Source organism: Polyangium sorediatum, assembly GCF_029946465.1.
GTDB lineage: Bacteria > Myxococcota_A > Polyangia > Polyangiales > Polyangiaceae > Polyangium > Polyangium fumosum.
Genome location: NZ_JARZHI010000005.1, coordinates 273984 through 294964, shown reverse-complemented (window position 1 = coordinate 294964; position 20981 = coordinate 273984). Strand labels below are relative to the sequence as shown.

The following is a 20981-nucleotide window of genomic DNA, read 5'->3' as shown; positions in this document are numbered from 1 at the left end:
TACATCCGGGGGTCGGGAGCGCCGGGGCATGAGCGAGCCGCAACACGCACGCAAGGCCACGCTCGACGCGTACGTGACGCGCCAGGCCGCCACGGTGGGCCGCGCGCCCGTGACCGAGGACGTCGCGACGATCGGCCCCGTCGGCCCCTTCAAAGGCGCCACCGGCGCAGCCTCGCTCGGCATCATCGACGATTTCTCCGAGAGTTACCTCGGCAAGGGCCCGGGCTCCGTCACCTTCGCCCACGACGGCCGCTCGCTCTACTTCGGCCGCGACGACGGCAAGCTCCGGCGCCTCGCCCTGCCCGCGGGCACGCTCCTATGGGAGCAAAGCGAATCCGAATACGGACGCGGCATTCTGTGCGTCGCGGTGTCGCCCGACGGAAAACGGATCGCCTATGCCCGCAAGAGCGGCGACGTGCGCATCGCCGACGCCGAGACCGGCAAGACCCTCCGCGAAATCAAGGGCGGCAATGCCTTCTTCGAGCTTTCTTTCTCGAAGGACGGCCAGTTCCTCGCCATGGGCGGCCAGGGCGGCACGCGCCTCCTCCACCTCGCCACGATGGCCGAGACCGCGCTCGCCGCGGGCCATTGGACGATGTCCTATTCCATCGCGTTCGCCCCCGAGGCGCCGATCCTCGCCGAGGGCGCGACCGGCGGAAAGCTCCGCCTCTGGAACATGCCGAGCGGGCTCCGCGCCGAGCACCAGCATCATCGGGGCGACATTCACGGCGTCGCCTGGTCGCCCGAGGGCCACCGTCTCGCCACCGCCTCCGAGGACAAAGACGTCATCCTCTGCGGCCTCGACCCGAAAGATCCGATCCTCCGCCTCACGGGCCACACGGGCCTCGTCTTTTGCGTCGCCTGGTCCCCCGAGGGCCGCCGCATCGCCTCCGGCTCGGCCGATCGCACCATTCGAATCTGGGACGCGCACACCGGCCTCCCGCTCGCCCGGTACGAATTCCCCGAAGACTTCGCCTATCGCCTCGCCTTTTCGCCCGACGGCGTCCTGCTCGCGTCGACGCACCCTTGCACGGCGCGCATCTGGAATACGCAGGCCACCCTCAAAGCCGTGGCGCCTGCGCCGCGCCTCCTCAGCGCAGGCCCGCTCGCCGCCGATCTCGACCCGCTGCCCGGCGCGCTCGTCGCCCTGCTCCGCGTGAATCGCTCAGCGCCGCTCTCGCTCCTCCGCGATTTGCTCGCTCTCACCGCCGGACGACCCTCGTCCCCCGAAGCCCAGCGCCTCGCGCGCCACCCCGGGACGAGCGCCCTCGCCGCGCTCCGCTGGCCACCACAAGCCCGCATCGCGCTCGTCTTGCTCCTGCTCCGCGACTACGAGGACGCCTCGTTTGCCCCGCCAACCGACACCTCCGCCGCCGAGATTCGTTTCGCCCTGATCGACGCCCTCGCCGGCGGCGCCTCCGAGCCCGACGCGCCGCCCTTGCCCCTCGCGTACCTCGAACACGCCCTCGATGTCGTCGACGATCGCCTGCTCGTTCTGCTCGGCTCCCTCGGCCCCGAGGCGTGCGCCGACGATCCCACCCTGCCGCTCGTGATGCTCGGGCGCCTCGCTCAGCTCGCCCCGCGAATCGCCCTCGATCGCCGGCTCCTCGCCTTGCGTGTCCCCGCGCAGAGCCTCGGCGCTGCGGAGGCGCGGGGCCCCTGGCTCGAACCCTCGGGATTTTCCTCGTCGGGCCATCTCCTCCAGCTCGTCCCCTCGCAATGGGCCTTGCCCGACGATCTCCGGCAGTATCGCGCCCTCGCCGGCGGCCTGCTCTACCGCGCCCGCTTTGGCCGCGAGCCGCCGCGCCTGCGCCCGCTCGTGCTCGTCCTCGACGTCTCACCCACCGCCTTCGGCCCGGTCGAGGCCATGCTCCGGCAAGCCGCGCACGCCCTCGCCGCGTCCCTGCTCGACGTCGGCCTGCCCGCCTATTTCATTGCAGCCGGCGGCAACAACGAAGCGCGGGCAATCGCCCACCGCGCCGACCTCTTCGAAGTGCTCACGGCCCGCGCGCGCGAGCCCGTGCATACCGGACAAACCCTGGCCCTCGCCGCCGAGCTCTGCGCGTCCTTGCCCATGCACGGGCCGCTCGAACCCACGATCGTGCTCCTCTCGCATCCGTCGTTCGGCGAGGAGGACCTCGACGTCCCCGCGCCCAAGGACCTCGCCGGCTTTTTCGTGCATTACCCGGGCCACCCCCGGGAGCCCGCGTGGCAAAGGCGATGCAAGCGCGCCGTCTGCCTCGGCCCCGACGACGAAGGCCTGCTCGCGGCGGCCCTCGGGCAGGTGCTCGCGTGACCTCGTCTCCGGAATGGCGCCCCGCGCGGTTTTACCGGACCGACGGCGCGCGCCTCACCTGCACCCTCTGCCCCTTCGCATGCGCGCTCGCGGACGGCGATCGCGGCCGCTGCCACGTCCGGCAGAGGCGCGGCGACACGATGGAAACGGCGACCTACGCGACGTCCGTCCTCCACGCCCAGCCCATCGAGCGCAAGCCGCTGTATCACGTTCATCCAGGAAAAACCGTCCTCACCGTGGCCGCGCCGGGCTGCACGTTCGCCTGCACGTATTGCCAGAACTTCCCCCTCTCGCAGCACGGCCGCATCGAGGCGCCGTGGACCGCGCGTCCCATCACGGCGCGAGAGCTCGTCCGCGCGTGCGCGGAGAAAGACGCGCTCCTCGCCTTCTCGTACACCGAGCCCCTCCTCGCCGCCGAGCTCGCACTCGACGTCGCCGATCTCCGGGGCGACCCCGGCCCCGCCATCGTTTGGAAGACCAACGGGTTCGTCACGAAACACGCCGCCCGGCTCGTCGCCCCGGCCCTGCTCGCCGCCAACGTCGATCTGAAGACGCCGGCCGACGTTTCGCACCGCAAGCTCACCGCCGCGCCGCTCGCGCCCGTCCTGGAGGCGCTTTCCATCTGGAAAGAATGCGGCGTCTGGCTCGAAATCTCGACCCCACTCATCCCGGGCCTCAACACGGACGACGCCTCGCTCCGCGCCCTCGCCGCGCTCGTCGTTTCGTTCGGCGCCGAGACCCCATGGCACCTCGTCCGTTTCCACCCCGATTACCGCCTCCAGGAAGCCCCCCCGACACACCCCGACCTCCTCCGCCGCGCCGTCGCCCTCGCGAAGGACGCCGGCCTCATGCACGTGTACGTCGAGCGCGCGCTCGGCGAGGACGGGCGCAATACATCTTGCGCGGGCTGTGGCCAGGCCGTGATTCGAAGAGACGTGTGGGCGCTCGCGGAGAACAACCTCCTTCACGGAACATGCCCTCATTGCTCACGGAAGGTCCCCGGGCGATGGGACGAGGTGCCGACATGACGAAACGCGAATTCGTCGAATCCCTGCCCGACCTCATCACGCCCGAGGAGTATGCGGCCGATCCCGAGGGCCGGAAGGTCAAGCTGCTCATCCGGCCGACGGCGGACGGCGTGGAGGTGATCGGCGACGCCGTCCGGCCCAAGGAGCTCGAAGAGATCCTCCTCGCCCTCGACCCGGCCGTCCTCGAGCAAATGCTCTGCGGCTAGCCTGCAAGTCCGGGCGTTCGTGGTAGGTTTGTACTCAAACCATGCCGTACCCGGGATCGCGTCCCCTCCGCGCGCACGAAACGATCCTCTCCCGCGCCCTGGTCGCCGGCGCAGCGGCCCTCGCCCTCGGCCTCGTCACAGCCCCGTCCCACGCCGAGCCCGCGAGCGAGCCCCCCGAGGCGACCATGCCCTCGCCGCGTGGCCCGACGATCCCGCCCTATCCCGAAGGCGCGACGGGCGACGCCGACGTCATGCTCGCCATTCTGGTGCGCTCCGACGGCAAGGTCACCGAGGCCCGCGTGATCGAAGGGCCCGAGCCGTTCGCCAGCGCCGCGGCCGCCGCCGCCTCGTCGTGGGAGTTCGAGCCCGCGCGCCGCAATGGAAAACCCCTCAGCGCCCGCATCCGCTTCCTCGTCTCGTTCCGCGCGCCCGCCCCCGTCCCCGAGGCCCCCGCGCCGCCCGCAGAAACGTCCCCCGCGCCCGCGACAAACCCGGCCGCGCCCGCCCCGCCCGCGCCTCCTGCCAAACCCCCGGCGCCCGAGGCCATCGAGGTCCGCGTCCAAGGCGAACACCAGGCGCCGACGACGCGCACGATGTCGCGCGTCGAGGTCCGCCAGCTCCCCGGCGCATTCGGTGATCCTTTCCGCGCCATCGAGGCCATGCCCGGCGTCACGCCCATCGCCTCGGGCGTCCCCTATTTCTTCGTGCGCGGCGCGCCGCCCGGCAACGTGGGATATTTCCTCGACGGCATCCGCGTCCCGCTCCTCTTCCACGTGGCCGCGGGGCCAAGCGTCATTCACCCCGGCCTCGTCGATCGCGTGGATCTTTATCCCGGCGGCTTCCCTTCGCGGTATGGCCGGTTCACGGGCGGCATCGTCGCGGGCACCGTCCGCGAGCCCGAAAACCGCCTGCACGGCGAGGGCAACATCCGCTTGTTCGACGCCGGCGCGATGGTCGAGGCCCCGTTCGCGAACGGCCGCGGCGCCGCGCTCGTCGCTGGCCGATATGCATATCCCGAGCTGGTCCTGAAGCTCGCTTCCCCGGGCATCGAGCTCGGCTACTGGGACTATCAGGCGCGGATCCATTACGACCTCACGCCCTCGGACCGCATCAGCGTGTTCGCCTTCGGCTCACACGACTACCTCGCGCAGATCGACGAGGACGACGGCGAAAAGGAGGTCGTCGTCGCCGGCCAGTTCCACCGCATTGATTTTCGTTACGATCGGAAGCTCGGCAACCGCGGGAAATTGCGCCACGCGATCACGCTCGGCTACGACGAGAGCGAGGCCCGCGGCGGCGAAAACGCGGGCAAAACGTGGCTGCTCGGCTCGCGCACCGAGCTCACCTTGCGCCCCTCGGACCTCGTGACCGTGCGCGCGGGCGCTGACGCGTACGTCGAGCGCTTCAAGATCGACATCGAGGAGGACGACGACGACGCGCCGAGCCCGAACGACCTCGCGCTCCTGCGGCAGCTCACGAGCCGCGACGATTTCACCGCCGCCATCTGGGCCGACGCCGTGATCCGCCCCCTGCCCGCGCTCGAGCTCGTCCCCGGCGTGCGCTCCGACATCTTCACGTCCGACGGCGTCGCCAAGGCGACCTTCGATCCGCGGCTCGCGAGCCGCCTCGAGGTCGGAAAACGCTTCACGATCGTCGGCGCGTTTGGCGTGTCGCACCAGCCCCCGAGCTTCCTTGGCGCGGCCCCAGGCCTCCAGATCGGGGGATTGCAGGGCGGCGTGCAAACGGGGCTCTTATCGAGCGCGGGCGTCGAGATGGCCCTGCCCCTCGACATCACTGCGACCGTGACGGGCTTTCGTGGCGCGTTCTTCAACCTGAGTGATCCGATCGGCAATCGCCCCCCCGCGACGGAGCTCGGGTATGCCCGCCAGGCGGAGCTCCGCGGAACCGGCAGCACGTACGGCATGGAGCTTTATCTCCGACGCAGCCTCTCGAAGCGCCTCGGGGGGTTCCTCTCGTATACGCTCTCGCGTTCGCTCCGCCATATCGGTAACCAAACGTTCGAGTCGGCCTACGACCGACGGCACGTCATGAACCTCGCGGCCTCCTACGACCTCGGCAGGAACTGGAAGATCGGCGGCCGCATCGTCTTTTACACGGGCTCCCCGATGATCCTCGATTACCGGGTCCGCCGCCGTGATCTCGGCCTGCCGGACGAACCCGACGAGGGACCGGATCTCCCGGACACCCCCGAGGACCACGCGCAACGCGAGGAGCTCCGGAAGCTGCTCGCGAACTACGTGCAGAGCCTCAACTTGCCCGACCGCCTGCCCGCGTTTTTCCGCCTCGACGTGCGTCTGGAAAAACGGTGGACGTTCCCGAACGGGCGCTGGCTCTCGTTCACCGTGGAGGTCCTGAACGCGACCGCCGGCAAGGAGGTGACGCAATATGAATGCTCGTTCCAGGACGGATGCGCGCCCGAGGAGATCGGGCCGCTCGTGATCCCGAGCATCGGCGTCGAGGGCGGTTTTTAGCGGATCAAGGGCCCAGGACGAGATATCGGATGCCGATGTCGCTCGTCGTGTTGAACTCGTAAAGCGCGACGTGGATCCGGCCGACCCCGTCACGGTCGAACGTCGCGCCGAACGGAGAAAACCCCTCCGTCACGACGGCCTGCTTGGGCCCGCTGGGGACGGGCGCGGCGACGACGAGTTGTCCCGCGGTCGGCGAGGCAAACTTGACCCTCGAATAAAAGAGACGCACGGCGCCCGCCTCGTTGGTCACGATTCCCAGCGGATATACCGTGCTGTCCTCTGGTACCTTTTCGAGGGGCATGACGGTCCATGTGTCCTTCCCTTCGCGCGTCGCGTACACGAGTTCGAACGTGAAATCCGAGAGCTGGCGTAATGCGAGGATGTGGGGTTTGCCCTGGGGGTTCGCGTCGTCCGCCGCGGTGGTGCCCAGCACGAGGCGATACGCGTCCGCTTGCAGGGTCCCCGCGCCGAGCGGCATGACGACCTCGCGCGCGTGCGGCGGCGTTTGCCAGTGGAGCTCCCACGCGCCATTCACGGCCTCCCACGCGATGAGGTGCGGCGCGCCCTCGGGCGAGACCACGACCGGGAACGGAAAGGGGGTCCCGCCCAGCGTCTCGATGGACCAGGACGAACTACCATATCGCCCCAAAAGAAGCTCGTCGCCGGGACCACGGAACCCAGCAAAGAGCTCACCGGTTTTACCGAGCGCGAATCCCCGGGCCAGGTGCGTTCCCTCCTCGGGGACGTCTCCGACGAGGCTCCACCCCTCCGTGGTGAACGACCACAACGAAGCCCCGAAGGCCCCGTCGTTCACGAGCGCGACCGGCAAATCCGGCACAATCGACACGAGCCCGGCCGTGGCCGAATCAAACGGCGTCGGGATCACCTTCCAGTCGCCCACGGCCTTGCGCACGGCGTAAAACCCCTTGTATTCGCCCGTGGCCGACGAAAAGAGGATCCGGGGGTGGCAGGACGCATCGAGCGAGAGCGCGGGGGCGTCGTTCCGATATGCGGGCGGAACAGAAAGCAGCTCCTCTTCGAGGACCTGGCAAGGCGCTTCCAGGCCGCAAAGCGGCTGCGCGGGGCCCGAAGGATTCGTGAGCGGCTTGCACAGCGCAGACGGACCCGCGCCCAAACCGCCCACGCCGGACGAGCCGCCGGCGCCCCCGGAGCCGCCTGCGCCGCCGCTCCCGGACGTGGAGGTGTCGATCGTATCCACCACGGGCCCGCAGCCCGCGAGCCCAGCCGAGAAAACAAGAAAGGCAAGAAGGTACTTCATGGGCGCATGGTACCAGGAGCCCGGTCGGTCCGCGAGGCGCCAAAAAGCCTGTCAGGGGCTCGACAGGAGGGCGCCGATGAACCTGGACGCGTAGCTCGACACCAGGAGATCCGGCAACGTGTCGCCGTTCAACCGCCCGACGGCGAGCGAATACCCGGACCAGACATACGGGAACGTCACCTCGGCGTTGAAGTGCCCCGCCGCGTCCTGGAAATGCAGCGGGATCTTTTGATCAAACGAGGCGACGCTCGCGATGTCGAGCCTGCCGTCGAGGTTCAAATCGACGAGGAAGACCTTCCGGAGCTGCTTGCCTGCAGGCACGAGCGTCGGCTCCGCGAGTTCGCCGGCCGGCATTCCCTTGAAGAGGCGCAGATCCGCGAGGTCTGTGAAGATGCTCGGCGCGACCACGAGATCCGTTTGTCCGTCCTCGTCGACGTCGCCGGCCGCGAGCGCGCCCACCTCGAGATCACATAACTTCGTGGCGAGCTTCGTGAAGGCCCCGTTGCCCTCGTTCTCGAACGTATCGATCCGCGTGCTGATCCCGAGGACGAGCTCGGGCAAACCATCCCCCGTGCGATCCACGAGCGTCGCGGAATCGACGTCGAACCCGACGGCTATCGTGAACTTGGTCTTCGGCGAGAGTCCTCCCACGCCGTCATTGAGGAGGGCCTGCGCGTCGTACGAACCGACGAGGAGGACGTCGTTGTCGCCGTCGGCGTCGAGATCCTCGACGAAAAGCTCGTGTGTCGCGTCGAGGACGCCCGGCACCGGCACGGGCGCGCCGAAATGGCCGGCGCCGTCATTGTGGAGAACGTGCACCACCTGCGTGCCGAGCGAAAAGGCGAGGACGAGGTCGAGCGAGCCGTCGCCGTTCATGTCCCCGAGCGCGACCCGCGACGTCGACTGGGTATTCGGCACCTGCACCGGCGGGAGGAGGTGCCCCGTTCCATCATTCTGCGCGATCCAAACGCCGCCGCCTGCGAGCACGGCGTCGTCGTCGCCATCGCCGTCCACGTCGCCGAGCTGGATCGTTTTGGCAGAACCGTTCGCCACCACGACCTGGCGCGGAACAAACCCTTGGGGTCCGTTGGACACGAGCGCGTTCAGGCCATACAGCGTGTTGAGGACGACGTCCTCGTCGCCGTCCTGCTCCAGATCGAGCGACACCATGGGCCCGGTCCAGACGCCTTCGGGGACCCATAGATCCGCGCCGAGCGCGAACGTGCCCGTGCCATCGTTCGTCAGCACGCTGAGCCCCTGCGGATCGCCGGCCTGGACGTCTGCCGAAAGGAAAATATCCTTGTCGCCGTCGGCATCGGCGTCGATCACGAGGACCGGGGACGCGTCCTTTCCGACGGGCACTTCCTGCAGGGCAAATGTGAACTCGCCCGTGTTCCGGGCGATCACGATCTCGTCCTGCAATCCATCCGTCGTGAGCGCGTCGAGCAAGCCATCGCCGTCGATGTCGTCGAGCAGCACGTTCACGCTGAACGATCCGGCGCCCGTCGGAATCGGGACTTCGATGGGCGCGGCGAACGAAAAATTCCCCAGGTTCTGGTAGAATCGCAGCGCGTTGGTCGTCGGCGCGAACGAGGCGAGATCCGGATCGAGATCCCCGTCGAGATCCCCGGCCACGATGACATACCCTTCCGGGTTCGTGGAGATCGTCTTCGGCGGCCCGAAGGTGCCGCCCATGTTCTCGCGCACGATCAGGCCGCCGAGGGCCTCGAGCATCATGGCGAGATCCGGGTCCCCGTCGCCGTCGAAATCAGCAAGCGTGAAGGCGCCGATCGGCGCGTCGGGCGTCTGTATTTTGGTGAAATGGCCCGCACCATCATTTGTCCAAATGACGAGCGCGCTCGCCATGTCCTGGCCGAACGTCATCACGACGTCCGTGTCTCCATCCACGTCCACATCTCCGAGCGCCACCGCGCGGATCGGGGCCCCCGAGAAGATTGGCCTCGCGCCGAGGCTCCCGTCGCCGAAGTTCCGGAACCACACGAGGTTCTCGCTGCTCCAGGCGACGACATCGACCCGCCCATCGCCGTCGAGATCCGCCTTGCCCACGATCATCAGGTCCGAGGGCCCTGGGAACGAGGAGAAGCTCGTGTAGCAGCGCTCGTCGGGGTTCGTCACGCCGTCGTGGCATCCATCCGACGTGCAATCGTTCCCGCAGCCGTCGTTATCGACCCCATTGCCGTCGTCGCAAGCCTCGGTTGGATCCAGGACGCCGTCCCCGCAGACCTCCAGGGTGCAGTTCGACCGGCAGCCGTCGCCGCCGAGGGTATTGCCGTCGTCGCACGCCTCGCCGATTCCGGTATGCAGGATGCCGTCGCCGCACGTCTCGTACACGCAGAGGGCATTGCAGCCGTCGCCATCCTCGTCGTTACCGTCGTCGCACTGCTCCTGCCCGGTGTCGTTGGTGATGCCGTCCCCGCAAAACTCGATCTTGCAGGCAGAATTGCAGCCGTCACCGCCGAAGAAATTGCCGTCGTCGCATTCCTCGTTGCCTTCGAGTTCGCCGTCACCGCAGAACGGGAGCCCCTGGCACTGGCTGTCGCAGACGGCCGTGTCCGGCGGATCGCAGGTCTCGTACGGCGCCTCGATCACGCCGTTGCCACATTTCGCGAGCGTGCAGTCGTTGGGACACCCGTCGAGGTTGATGCCGTTCCCGTCGTCGCAATCCTCGCCCGGATCGACCACGCCATTGCCGCAGCTCTCCAGATCGCAGGTCGCGCTGCACCCATCGCCGTTCAGCTTATTGCCGTCGTCGCAATGTTCGAGCGGATCCACGACGCCGTTGCCGCACGCCTCGCCTCCCTGCTCGGGCACGCAGCCGGCGCTGCATCCGTCGCCGTCCTCGGTGTTGCCGTCGTCGCAGATCTCGCCCTCGCTCAACTCGCCGTCACCACACGCGGGGGGCTTCGTGGGGCCTTCGTCTCCACAGGCGATCGCGAGCACCAAAAGCGGGATGATGAGCAACGTCCTTCGCATGAGGCCTCCCGGAAGTGGGGAAAGGAAGTCCGCGCGAGCGACGATTCCACAAGCCCCACGCACCGTCACGCGAATCCCGCGTCGAGCACGATTACCCCGCGCGCCGCTCCAGGATCGCGAGGCGCTCCCATTCAAAAATGCCCTCGTATTCGGTCGACCAGTACCGCGGGGCCCAGGCGTCCGCGCCCTCGTCGCGAAGGACGTCGAGCCCCGCGTCCCGCCCGAGCGCGGCGAGCTCCGCGGGCGTGACGAACCCACGAATGGGCTCGCCGAGCACCCGCGCGGCCACGCGCCCGCCCACGAGCAAGATCCGCTCGATCCGGGGCTCGCGTGGAGGCACGTACGTGAGCGCGAGCCGGCTGCCCGGCGCGCTCGCCGCGCCGACGGCGTGGAGCGTGCCCGCAATGGCCGCGCGCGTGAGATACACGGTGACGCCCTCCCATATCCAGAACGAGGGCGCGTCCACGGAAAAACCCTCCCGCGCGAGCGAGGCGCCGAGGTCGTCACGCTCGAAATCGACGGGCACGAGCCGCACCTCGCGCGCCTTGGGCTCGATCCGCGCGGCCCGCAGGCGCGCCCGTTTGTCGCGTTGTGTGCTCGGGTGATCCACCTCGAAGACGGCCGCGTCTCCGAGCTCGTCCATCCGATATGCGCGCCCGTCGAGGCCCGCGCCGAGCACGACGAGCTGCCGCACGCCCGCGGCGAGGCTCTCGCGGAGCGCGTCGTCGATCGCCCGCGTCCGCAGCGCGACGTGGTACGTCATGCCGAGCGACGCGAGGCCGAGCCCGCGGTGCACGAGCCCGGTCGCGCGCTCCGAGACCGCCGCGCGGGCCGCGATGCGCGCCACGAGCGAAAGCGGCCGCGGGACGAGCGCGCCCGCGATGGGATCGTGCGCGCCCTCGAAAGGAGCCGGAAGATCGGTGTAAACCGCCCGGATCGTGGCCACGGCCATGGATGTCAAGCTGGGACGACCGTCGTGCACGGACCCTTGATACCACGAACGTGAGCCTTGCGCGTGGCCTCCGCGCGGGTGCATGATGGGCTCGATCGAAGGGCGCGTGTAGAGACACCGAGATGGACGTCGTCCTGTCGAAATCGTGGCTCCGGCCCCTCCTTTTCGTGCCCATGGGCCTCGTGGTCCTCGCGGGCGTGCTCGTCGAGGTGCTGAAGCCACTCTACGAGCTGCCGAGCCGAAGCGGGATCGTGCCTTTCCTGTCGATGAGTTACGAGGGCAACGTGCCGACGTTCTACACGGCGGCGCTCCTCGGGCTCACGTCGCTCCTGCTCGCGCTTGCCGCCGCAGCGACGCGGCGGGCGGGTGAGCGGTTCGTCGCGCACTGGTGGGGGCTCTCGGCGGGCTTCGCCTACATCGCGGTGGACGAGGTCTTCGAGTTTCACGAAATGGCAGGCACGTTCGTGGAGCTCTCGGGCGTCCTCTACTTCAGTTGGGTGATTCCGGCCGCGGTCGTGGTGCTCCTCGTGGGCCTCGTGTACGTCCCGTTCCTGCGGCATCTGCCGCTGCGGACGAGGATCCGGTTCCTCGTCGCGGGCGCGATTTACGTGGGCGGCGCCGTCGGGATGGAGCTGCCGCTCGGATACTGGACCGAGAAGAAGGGCATGCACAACCTCGGCTACGGGCTCCTCGACGCGGTCGAAGAGTCGCTCGAAATGCTCGGCATCAACCTGTTCGTGCTCTGGCTCGTCGATCACCTCGCGGAGAAGGGCGTCACCCTGCGCTTCGCGACCCCGGCGCCCGAAGCGCCGGCCGAGCCCGCGCCCGAGGCCGAAGCCGCGGACGCGCCATGACCACGCTCGATGCGACGAGGCCCGCCGAGAGCGCCAAGCAGGCCCGCTCCGTCTACATCGCGGGCCCCGTCTACGATTGGGTGTTTTTCCTGCTGCCGCCGATCGTCTCCGTGCTCGTCGGCGCGCTCGTCTCGGGCACGTGGATCGCCACGGACCGATTCTGGCTCGCGGGCAAGCGGGTCACCTGGAGCACGCTGCTGCTCGGGATCGTCGTCAACGCCCACCTCGTCGCGGTGTTCGTCCGCAGCCACCTCAATCCGGACGTCTTTTCGCGCCACAAGATCCGGTTCGTCGTCGTCCCGATCGCCGCATTCGCCGCGATGATGACCTCGATGTGGGCCGTGGTGATCGCCACGGTGCTCGTCACGTTCTGGGACGTCTATCATTCGGCGCTCCAAACCTTCGGCCTCGGACGCATTTACGAGCGGAACCAGGGCAACGATCCCACGACGCTCCGCAGGCTCGATCTCGGCCTGAACCTCTTGCTCTACGCTGGCCCCATCGTCTCGGGCGCCACGATGCTGGCGCATTTCCAGAAGTTCGAGCTCTTCGAGGACGTCGGCGCCCTCTTCCTCACCGAGATCCCGACCGCGATGTCGGCCCACCAGCGCCCCATCGCCTGGGCCGTGATCGTCGGCGGAGGCCTCTTCCTCGTGCATTACGTGGTCACCTACGTTCGCCTCGCGCGACGCGGCCACGTGGTCAGCTTTCCCAAGGTGTTTTTGCTCGCCACGACGGGCCTCTGCTCGATCTGGGCGTGGGGGTGGAACCCGTTCGGGCAAGCCTTTCTCATCATGAACCTCTTTCACGCGGTGCAGTACTTCGGCCTCGTCTGGTGGTCCGAGCGGCGCGTGCTCGTCCAAAGGTTGCGGCTCCAACAATTCCGGCGCGGCGCGCCCCTCGCCGCCGCCGTGTTCGCCTGCGTGACCCTCGCGTACGGCGCCGTCGCCGAAATCACCTCCGACGGCAGCCGCGCGCTCTGGAGCCTCGTCCAGACCGTCGCCCTGATGCATTTTTTCTACGACGGTTTCGTTTGGTCCGTCCGCAAACGACAAATATGACGCATCCGCACGTCGAAAGGCCCCTGCCCATTCCAGTGACCAGGGGGCATTCCCACCCCGCACGCGCTCCGGAGGCCTGAAAAGGCAAGGATTCGTCGGGATGGATATCGCGGAGCGGAACGATTCTGGGTAAGATGGCCGGGATGCGACTCGAAAAGCTCCTGCACTCCACGCTCGTCGCGCTCTCGCTCGCCGCGGTCGCGGCGCTGCCCGCGTGCTCGAAGACAGAAGCCAAGGCCGAGGCCGAGGTGACGGCCGAGAACATCGCGGCCGAAGACGCGATCACGGAGCAACACGAAGCTGCCACCGTGACGTGGGCCGTCGCGCCGGAAGGCAAGGTGAAGGCCCGCTTCAAGGCGCCCGACGGGGCGCCGCTCGACAACGACGTGACCGGCACGGTCCTCGTGAAGCCCACGCGCAAGGGCGCGGAGCCCGTGAGCGCGAAGCTCGTCTTCGACGCGAAAGCCGGCGTCCACACGGCCGACATCCCCAAGCTCGAAGACGACCTCACCGAGGTCAGCTACGACGTCCAGGTGAAGGGCAAACCGCTGAAGAGCACGCTCTACGTGCCCAAGGGCGGCACGCACGAGCTCGTCGCGACCGCGAAGGTCAACGCCGACGTGAAGATCCCCGAGGGCAAAAAAGGCCCGAACGGCGGCATCCTCCAGGTCGCGGGCGACGATCTCATCGAGGTCGTGGCCGACGTGAAGACGGGCGAGACGCGCGTCTTCGTGCTCGACGACGATCTCAAGCCGATCCCCGTCGGCAAGCGGAAGGTGAAGCTCGGCGTCGTGGCGAGCGGGCCCGAGTTCGTCGAGCTCGACGCAGAGCCGAAGGGCCTCTACTTCACCGGCAAGCTCGTCGTGAAGACGAACCCCCACAAGCTGACGGTCATGGTCTACCCGGAGGACGCGCCGGCGCCGGTCGTCGTGCTCTGCGGCTGGCACCCCGGCGCGGTCGTCGTCGTGGGCCCGAGCGCGCCCGTGGTGGGCCTGTTCGTCGTGGCGAACTGGGCCCCGGTCGTCGTCGTCCCCACCCCCGGCGTCGTGGTCGTCGGCAAGGGCAAGGGCAAGGGCAAGTGGCACTGGAAGGGCCACAAGAAGGGCGCCAAGGTCCACATCCACTTCTGAGCGCTCGTCCCCCCGGCGAGGCAGGACATCTGCCTCGCCCGCGCCTCCGCGCTCGCCCGAGCGCGCCGTCAACCCGCCGTCAAGGAAACACTTCGCTGAGGAGCGCGTCGGCCGCGACCGGCTTGACGTAATGCCGGGAAAAACCCGCCTCGAAGGCGCGGCGTTTGTCATGCTCCTGGCCGTAGCCGGTCACCGCGACGAGCGTGATGCGCTCGCCGTAGGTCGTGCGAAGCTCGAGCGCGAGCTCGTAGCCGTCCATGACCGGCAAGCCGATGTCGAGGATGCCGATCTCGGGCCGGAACGTCGCCGCGAGGGCGAGCGCCTGCGGGCCGTCGTGCGCGACCACGACCTCGTGGCCGTGGCTCGTGAGCACCTCGGCGAGCATCTGCGCCGCGTCGCGGTTGTCGTCGACGACGAGCACGCGCCGCACCTTGCTGAGCCGCGGAGAGACGGGCGCAGGGAGGTCCGGCGAAGACGCGCGGCGTGGTGAGAGCGCAGGGAGGCGCACCTCGAACTCGCTGCCCCTGCCCGGGCCCTCGCTGCGCGCGCTCACCGCGCCCCCGTGCAGCTTGACGAGGCTCCGCACGAGCCCGAGGCCAAGCCCGAGCCCACCACCCGCACGATCGGCGCCACGCGCGCCCTGCACGAAGAGGTCGAAGATCACGGGCAGCATCTCGGAGGGGATGCCGCTGCCGTCGTCACGCACGGTGACCACGACCTCGTCCCCCTCGCGCCGCGCGGCGACCGCGATGTGCCCGCCCGCGTCCGTGTACCGGGCCGCATTCGTGAGCAAATTCGCGAGGACTTGCGCCATGCGGGTCTCGTCCACCTCGACGACGAGCCCCTCGGCCGGCACGTCCACGCGGAGCTCGTGCCGCTTCTGCTCGAAGAGCGGGCTCGCGATCTCGATGGCCTGCGAGAAGACACGGGCGATCTCGATGGGCCGCGTGCTGAGCTGGATCTTGCCGCGCATGATGCGCGAGACGTCGAGCAGGTCGTCGACGAGCGAGACGAGGTGCTGGACCTGGCGCTCGATGACGTCACGCTCGCGCTCGAGGCCGTCCGTGCGCCCCTTGAGGCGCATCAGGTAGAGCGCCGTGAGGATCGGGGAGAGGGGGTTTCGAAGCTCGTGCCCGAGGAGCGCGAGGAACTCGTCCTTGCGCCGATCGGCGTCGCGCGCGATCTCGTACGCGCGGCGCAGCTCCGCCTCGGCCTGCTTGCGATCCCCGATGTCCATGCAGATGGACAGGCACTGGACGCTGCCGTCTCCATGCACGACGGGCGCCGAGTAAAGGGACATGTCGATGCTGTGGCCGAGCTTGTGCTTGCGCTCGACCTCGATGTCCGAGAGCACCTCGCCCTGCGCGACCCGCGCGAGGAACGCCTCGGTCTCGTGAGGTTTGTCCGTGATGGGCAAGAAGCGCCCCACGGCCTCGGCCGCGGACCAGCCGAACATGCGCTCGGCCGCGGGGTTCCACACGCGCACGGTGGCGTCGGTGTCGAGGATCATGGCCGCCACGGGGCACGCCGCGATGAACGCGGTGAGCGTGCGGTTCTCGTGCTCGAAGGCGGCGTGCAGCATGGCCCGGTCGAGCGCGACCGCGCTCCTGTGCACGAGCTCCTCGGCGATCGAAGCGCCGTCCGCGTCGAGCGCGCCCTCGGCGCCCCAGCCGAAGAGGAGCACGCCGATCGTGCGGCCGCGAGCCACGAGCGGGTGGCAGAGCAGCGAGCCCGGCGTGACCACGCCCTCCCCGCTCGCAGGCGGGAAGCGCGCCTCGATCGCGGCCTTCGACGAGAGCCGCAGGCGCTCGCCCGTGCGAAAGGTGAGCGCGAGCGGGCTGTTCGCGTCGACGGGGAACGACGGGCTCGGCGTGCGGCTCGTCCACGGCGCCGCGCCCTCGTGCTCCAGCACCACGAGCCTTTGCCCGTCCGGCGTGGGGATCGCGAGGACTGCGCGATCGGCCGTGAGGGCCGCGCGGGCGTCGACCACGACGGCGCGCGCGACCTCGAGCGGCGTCGTGGCCGCGGCGAGCGCGGCGGTCGTGTGCTGGAGGCGATCGATCCGCTGGGCGACGCGCGCGAGCTCGGCGCGGGCCTTCCGCTCGGCGTCGAAGAGACGCGCGCGATCGAGGGCGAGCGCGCACTGGCGCCCGAGCGTGACGGCGAGCGCGCGGTCCTCGTCGGTGAAGCGCACGCTCGTCGGGAAGCTGAAGCCCATCCCGCCGAGGACACGATCGCCCACGAGGAGCGGGAGCGCGATGCGGGGTCCACGCGGCCCGACCGTGGCACGCGCGGCGTCTGGACAGGTGGCCGCCCACTCCGCTTCGGTCTCGATGAACACGGGCGCTCGTCGTTGCACGGCCATCGCGATCGGGGTCGATGCGCTCCGCGCGTGCCTTCGCCACTGCGCGAGCACCTCGTCGGGCATGCCCTTCGCGTCGAGGATCACGAACTCGTCGCCCTCGACCATCGCGACGACCGCCGCGCTCGCGCCGAGTGCAGCCGCGCCGAGGTCGAGGATCACCTTCGCGACGGCGTCTTCGCTCATCGCCGTGAGGAGCGCGATCGTGATCTCTTCGAGGCAAACGAGCCGCCGGAGAGCGCCACAAGGGTGCGTCTCGCCCGCCCGCGCGGCAGCTCCGCTTTCCTCCCGTACCTCCCGTACCACTGAGGATCGAGCGTCCGAGGTGAAGAAGAGATCGCTCCCCGTATCCCCCTCCCAATGTCCAGCACGATCCATGATTTGTAGGAAATCTTCCCCGCTTGGGCCGAACCGCGAAACCCGTGAAGATCCTGATCCTCCGTCGGGGAATTCCGCAGCGGGATGGGCTCGTTCCTGCGCGAAATCACCGGGGAATTGCGTCCTTCGGCGCCTCGAGGGCGGCCGAGAGATCCCGCACGCAGCGCGGCAAGGCGGCCGGATCGGGGCTCGCCGCGAGCGCACGTGCGGCCTCGGGTGAGACCCCAACGAGCAGGCACTCGGCCCCGACCAGGCGGAGTGCGCGCGAGAGGCGCAGGATGAACGCGAGGGCCTCGTCGTCGATCAGGCGCGCGCCGGTCACGTCCACGATCACGCGGCGCGCCGATCGTTCCCAGGCCGCGCGGAGCGCGCGCTCCTCGATGTCCGCCGCGCGCGCCCGATCGATGCGGCCCACGAGCGGCAGGAGCAGGACGCCCGGGAGCACGGGCGCGAGGGGCGCGCCGAGCTCGCGGATGAGCGCGTGTTGCGCCTCGATCCGCGCCTCCTGCCGCGCGTGCGCCTCCTCGAGCTCCATGTGCTCGACGAGCGCCTCCTCGGCGAACGCGCGGGCCCGGATGGACTCGTCGAGCGCGCGCTCGAGCTCGCCGAGCTCGTCGTCCTCGAAGGTCGAGAGCCCGACCTCGGGCGCGCCCCACGCCATGTCGGCGAGCCGGTCGAGGATCCGCTGGATGCGTTCCCGGGCAGGCGCGGGAAGGCTGCTGCACGGCGGCGGCGGACGGCGCTCGGCGCGATGGGCGCAGAACGGCGCGGCGCGCACGGCGCCGAGCGGATCGTCGAAGGAGAAGCCGCGCACGTCGTCGAGGCGCGGGGCGGCGTCGTTCATGCCGAGGCGCGCCGCGAGCCCGCGCGCCGGCTCGGCTTCGAAGATCGCGCGCGCGGAAGCGAGGTGCTCGACGTCCCCCGCGAGCTGCCCCCAGCGCTGCATTTGCGCGAGGATCCACACGCCGTATTCGACGAACGGCGTGGGCGTGAAGCCGAGGCGCTCGGGGCCGAGGGGGTCGCTCGGGCTCATGGGATCGCCGGCGAGGCCTTTTTCCAGGGCGCCGCACACCTCCGCGGGCAAGTAACCTCGGGCGACGACGAGGCCCGCGGCGGCGCGGCGGCCTTCGGGCTCCATCCGCTCGAGCTCGGCCTGGGCCTCGACGACGGCTTCGAGCAGCGCGCCGGCGCGCTCGGGCCTCTCGCGCCAGAGCCTCGGCCCGAACGAGAGCGTGCAGCAGGGATGGCCCTGCCAAACCTCGCGGCTCTGCATGCAGTCCACGCCGCCGCCTCGATCCACGACGAGCTGCGCGAACGGCTCGGGGAACATCGCGCCGTCGATGCGCCCGAGCGCAAGCCAGCGCGGCATGCGCGGCGGCGGCACCTCGCGGATCGCCACGTCCTTGAGCGGATTCACGCCTCCACGCGCGAGCCAGTCGCAGAGCAGGTAATACTGCATCGAGAAGCGATGCGGCACGCCGAGCACCTTGCCGGCGAGCTCGCGCGGCGTGGTGATCCGGCCGAGGGCCTTGGCCACGACGAGCGTGCTGCCGTTCTGGTTTTGCAGGGCGCGCACGCGGATGGGGGCGGCGCGGCCGTCGATCCCGAGGCCGGTGGCGAGGGCGAGGGGCGCGAGGAGGTGCGCCGCGTCGACCTTGTCGTGCGTGAGCAGACGCCGCACGGCGTCCCAGCTCGGGGCCCGGCGGAGCTCGACGGAGAGCCCCTTCTGCTCGAAAAAGCCGCGCGCCGCCGCATAAAGGAGCGGCATGCTGCAAGCGATGGGCACGTAGACGATACGAAGGGTCATCCGCCCCCGGTCTCCTCGTCCCCCCCCGATCCTCCGCGGGCAAAGGTATCACGCGCCGCGCCCGCGGGCAGCCGAGCGAGCAGGAACATCATGTCTCGGGGCCAAGCCGGCGCGAGCGCGCGCCGTCGCCGGTGCCCGGCCGGGCCCAGCTCAGAACTCGCATTGGTTCGTCGCAGGATTACAATACGATCCTGCCGCGACGAACGGGCAGACGTCGCCGAAGTACTGCGTGCAGGGGATGCCGCAGGCGAACGCGGTGTGGGTGTAGCAGATCTGTCCGCCCGAGCAGTCGGCGTTCGAGGCGCAGCGGCAGTTGAAGTCGTCGGGGATCTGGTTGCCGTTCTCGTCGAGGCCGTCGCAGCACTCCGTGACGTAATAATCGCTCGCGCTGCAGTCGTCGTCCGCGCAGTCGGCGGCGCCGTCGCAGTCGTCGTCGAGGCCGTTCTTGCAGGCCGACGTGCCGAACTCGGGCTTGCCGGGGCCGCCATTGAGGCACGTCGCGCAGGCGCCGAAGCTCACGCAATCCGGATCGGCGCAGTCGACGTAGACGTCGCCGTCGTTGTCCTTGCCGTCGTCGCACTTCTCCTTCGGGTTCGGCTCGATCTCGACGTTGAGCACGAAGGGCCCCTCGTTCGCGCCTTGCTCCGGGTCGACGGTGTACCCGTCGAGGAACACGTAATACGTGCCCGGATAGAGCAGCGTGAAGTCGAGCCGCGCCGACCAGGAGACGCCCGCGCTGTCGTCGTCGCAGCCGATCTCCTTGCCGGAGTTGCACTTGCCCGTGCGCACGTAGAGCGTCGAGTCGAAGCTCGTCCCGATGGAGTCGAGGTGGACCCGCGAGGGCTGGTTCAGCACGAAATAAAAGACCGCCTCGCCGGCGTCGCCGCCGCAGAAGCCCTTCGTCTCGCTCACGTTGCCCGTGGTGTCGCCCGTGTACTGTCCCGTGCCGGGGATGAGCTTCGGCGACAGGCAGTTCGCCTGCTGGAGGATGCAGATCGGGTTGTTCGCGCAGTCGGGATCCTGGCAGTCGACGAGCGTGTCGTTGTCGTCGTCGAGCCCGTTGTTGCAAACCTCGGGCTTGGGCGCGCAGTTCGGCGCGAAGAAACACGCCGGGTCGGCGCAGTCGATCTTGTTGTCGCAGTTGTTGTCCTTGCCGTCGTTGCAGACCTCGGCCGTGCAGCTCTGGCAGGCCGGCGAGACGATGCAGTTCGGGTCGGCGCAATCGATGAGCTTGTCGCAATCCTCGTCGAGCCCGCCCACGCAGACCTCGGGCGTGCCCGGCGGCTGGCAGGCGCACGGGAAGATGCCGAAACAATCGGGGTCGGCGCAGTCGACGAGCAGATCACAGTCCTCGTCGGTCCCGTTGCTGCAAACCTCGGACTTCGCCTGGCAGGAGCAGGCGGCGGAGCCGAAGCAGTCGGGGTCGTTGCAGTCGATGCTCCCGTCGCAATCGTCGTCGAACCCGTTGTCGCAATCGAGCGACTCGCTCGGCTTGCAGCCGCACGCCGGCGTGCCCACGCAATCGCTGTCGAAGCAGTCGACGATGGTGTCGCAGTCGTCGTCCTCGCCGTTCGCGCAAGACTCGCCGCCCGGCTTCGGCACGCAGCCGCAGGTGGGCGCGACCTTGCAGGCGGGATCCGAGCAGTCGGCCACGCCGTTGCAGTCGTTGTCCGCCCCGTCCGTGCAGTTCTCGGGGCTGCCCGGAAAGACCTTCGGGTTCAAATCATTGCAGTCCGTGCCGCTACACGCGAGCGGAGGAAACCCATCCCCGTCGTCGTCGCGCGGGCCGTGTTGACAGAGGCCGTCCACGCAGGCGTCCGTCGTGCAGGGGTCCGCGTCGGTGCAGTCCTGGGCCACGATACACGGGGGCGCGCCGCCCACGCCGCCCTGCCCGCCGCCGCCGATGCTGGACGTCGAGGTCGCGCCCCCCACGCCGCCTTGACCGCCCGCGCCGCCCGGCCCCGAGATCGACTCCTCCGGGGGTGTGCCGATGCCGGTCCGGCTGCACGCCGCGAAGGAGAGGCCCGCGAACGCGAAGGCCGAGAGGAACGAGAGCGTCCGCGCGGGGCCACGGAACCGAGACGCGCGGGGAGCGGAGGGGAAGGTCGACATCGGGGTACTCACGTGAAGGCTCGCCCCGGC

Annotated in this window: 13 protein-coding genes; 7 read left to right on the top strand and 6 right to left on the bottom strand. The window is 69.4% G+C overall.

The window, feature by feature from the left end; translation table 11 throughout:
• Nucleotides 1-28 precede the first annotated feature (28 nt).
• Genes QHF89_RS09055 through QHF89_RS09040 form a run of 4 tightly spaced genes read left to right on the top strand, consistent with a single transcriptional unit; the run spans nucleotide 29 to nucleotide 6022 of the window.
• Nucleotides 29-2296, top strand: coding sequence for a WD40 domain-containing protein (locus QHF89_RS09055; RefSeq protein ID WP_136970950.1), 2268 nt, complete (start codon nucleotides 29-31; stop codon nucleotides 2294-2296).
• Nucleotides 2293-3324, top strand: coding sequence for an AmmeMemoRadiSam system radical SAM enzyme (amrS, locus tag QHF89_RS09050; protein WP_284720263.1), 1032 nt, complete (start codon nucleotides 2293-2295; stop codon nucleotides 3322-3324). The genes QHF89_RS09055 and amrS overlap by 4 nt, the downstream gene beginning before the upstream one ends.
• Nucleotides 3321-3530 (top strand): radical SAM-modified peptide, FtsH ternary system-associated, encoded by a 210-nt coding sequence (locus QHF89_RS09045; protein WP_136970948.1) that lies wholly within the window; start codon nucleotides 3321-3323, stop codon nucleotides 3528-3530. Before amrS ends, QHF89_RS09045 begins: the two co-directional genes overlap by 4 nt.
• A gap of 41 nt (nucleotides 3531-3571) precedes the next feature.
• The gene (locus QHF89_RS09040) at nucleotides 3572-6022 is read left to right on the top strand and encodes a TonB-dependent receptor domain-containing protein (RefSeq protein WP_136970947.1); all 2451 of its coding nucleotides are present in this window, start codon (nucleotides 3572-3574) and stop codon (nucleotides 6020-6022) included.
• A gap of 4 nt (nucleotides 6023-6026) precedes the next feature.
• Here the strand turns inward: QHF89_RS09040 and QHF89_RS09035 are convergent, their stop codons facing one another.
• The 3 genes from QHF89_RS09035 to QHF89_RS09025 all read right to left on the bottom strand — a co-directional run bounded on the left by QHF89_RS09035 (nucleotide 6027) and on the right by QHF89_RS09025 (nucleotide 11277).
• Nucleotides 6027-7301 carry a LamG domain-containing protein gene (locus tag QHF89_RS09035; protein WP_136970946.1) on the bottom strand — a complete coding sequence of 425 codons (1275 nt, stop codon included), beginning with the start codon at nucleotides 7299-7301 and terminating at the stop codon, nucleotides 6027-6029.
• A 51-nt stretch (nucleotides 7302-7352) separates the two neighbouring features.
• Nucleotides 7353-10295 carry an FG-GAP-like repeat-containing protein gene (locus QHF89_RS09030; protein ID WP_136970945.1) on the bottom strand — a complete coding sequence of 981 codons (2943 nt, stop codon included), beginning with the start codon at nucleotides 10293-10295 and terminating at the stop codon, nucleotides 7353-7355.
• 91 nt (nucleotides 10296-10386) lie between these two features.
• On the bottom strand, nucleotides 10387-11277 hold the full coding sequence (locus QHF89_RS09025) for a class I SAM-dependent methyltransferase (RefSeq protein ID WP_284720262.1): 891 nt from the start codon (nucleotides 11275-11277) through the stop codon (nucleotides 10387-10389).
• A 92-nt stretch (nucleotides 11278-11369) separates the two neighbouring features.
• Between QHF89_RS09025 and QHF89_RS09020 the strand changes: the two genes are divergently transcribed.
• The 3 genes from QHF89_RS09020 to QHF89_RS09010 all read left to right on the top strand — a co-directional run bounded on the left by QHF89_RS09020 (nucleotide 11370) and on the right by QHF89_RS09010 (nucleotide 14292).
• The gene (locus tag QHF89_RS09020) at nucleotides 11370-12101 is read left to right on the top strand and encodes a hypothetical protein (RefSeq protein WP_136970943.1); all 732 of its coding nucleotides are present in this window, start codon (nucleotides 11370-11372) and stop codon (nucleotides 12099-12101) included.
• Nucleotides 12098-13162: a hypothetical protein gene (locus tag QHF89_RS09015; protein WP_136970942.1), complete on the top strand. Its 1065-nt coding sequence runs from the start codon at nucleotides 12098-12100 to the stop codon at nucleotides 13160-13162. Before QHF89_RS09020 ends, QHF89_RS09015 begins: the two co-directional genes overlap by 4 nt.
• A 143-nt stretch (nucleotides 13163-13305) precedes the next feature.
• Entirely contained in the window at nucleotides 13306-14292 is a 987-nt protein-coding gene (locus tag QHF89_RS09010; RefSeq protein WP_136970941.1) for a hypothetical protein, read from the top strand.
• Nucleotides 14293-14371: 79 nt separating this feature from the next.
• On the opposite strand, the gene QHF89_RS09005 is transcribed toward QHF89_RS09010, so the two are convergent.
• From QHF89_RS09005 to QHF89_RS08995, 3 genes are all read right to left on the bottom strand, one after another.
• Entirely contained in the window at nucleotides 14372-17032 is a 2661-nt protein-coding gene (locus tag QHF89_RS09005) for a hybrid sensor histidine kinase/response regulator (protein ID WP_136970940.1), read from the bottom strand.
• 106 nt (nucleotides 17033-17138) lie between these two features.
• Nucleotides 17139-18839, bottom strand: coding sequence for an ABC transporter substrate-binding protein (locus QHF89_RS09000; RefSeq protein WP_136970939.1), 1701 nt, complete (start codon nucleotides 18837-18839; stop codon nucleotides 17139-17141).
• A 150-nt stretch (nucleotides 18840-18989) separates the two neighbouring features.
• Entirely contained in the window at nucleotides 18990-20951 is a 1962-nt protein-coding gene (locus QHF89_RS08995; RefSeq protein ID WP_136970938.1) for a MopE-related protein, read from the bottom strand.
• Between the last annotated feature and the right edge of the window lie 30 nt (nucleotides 20952-20981).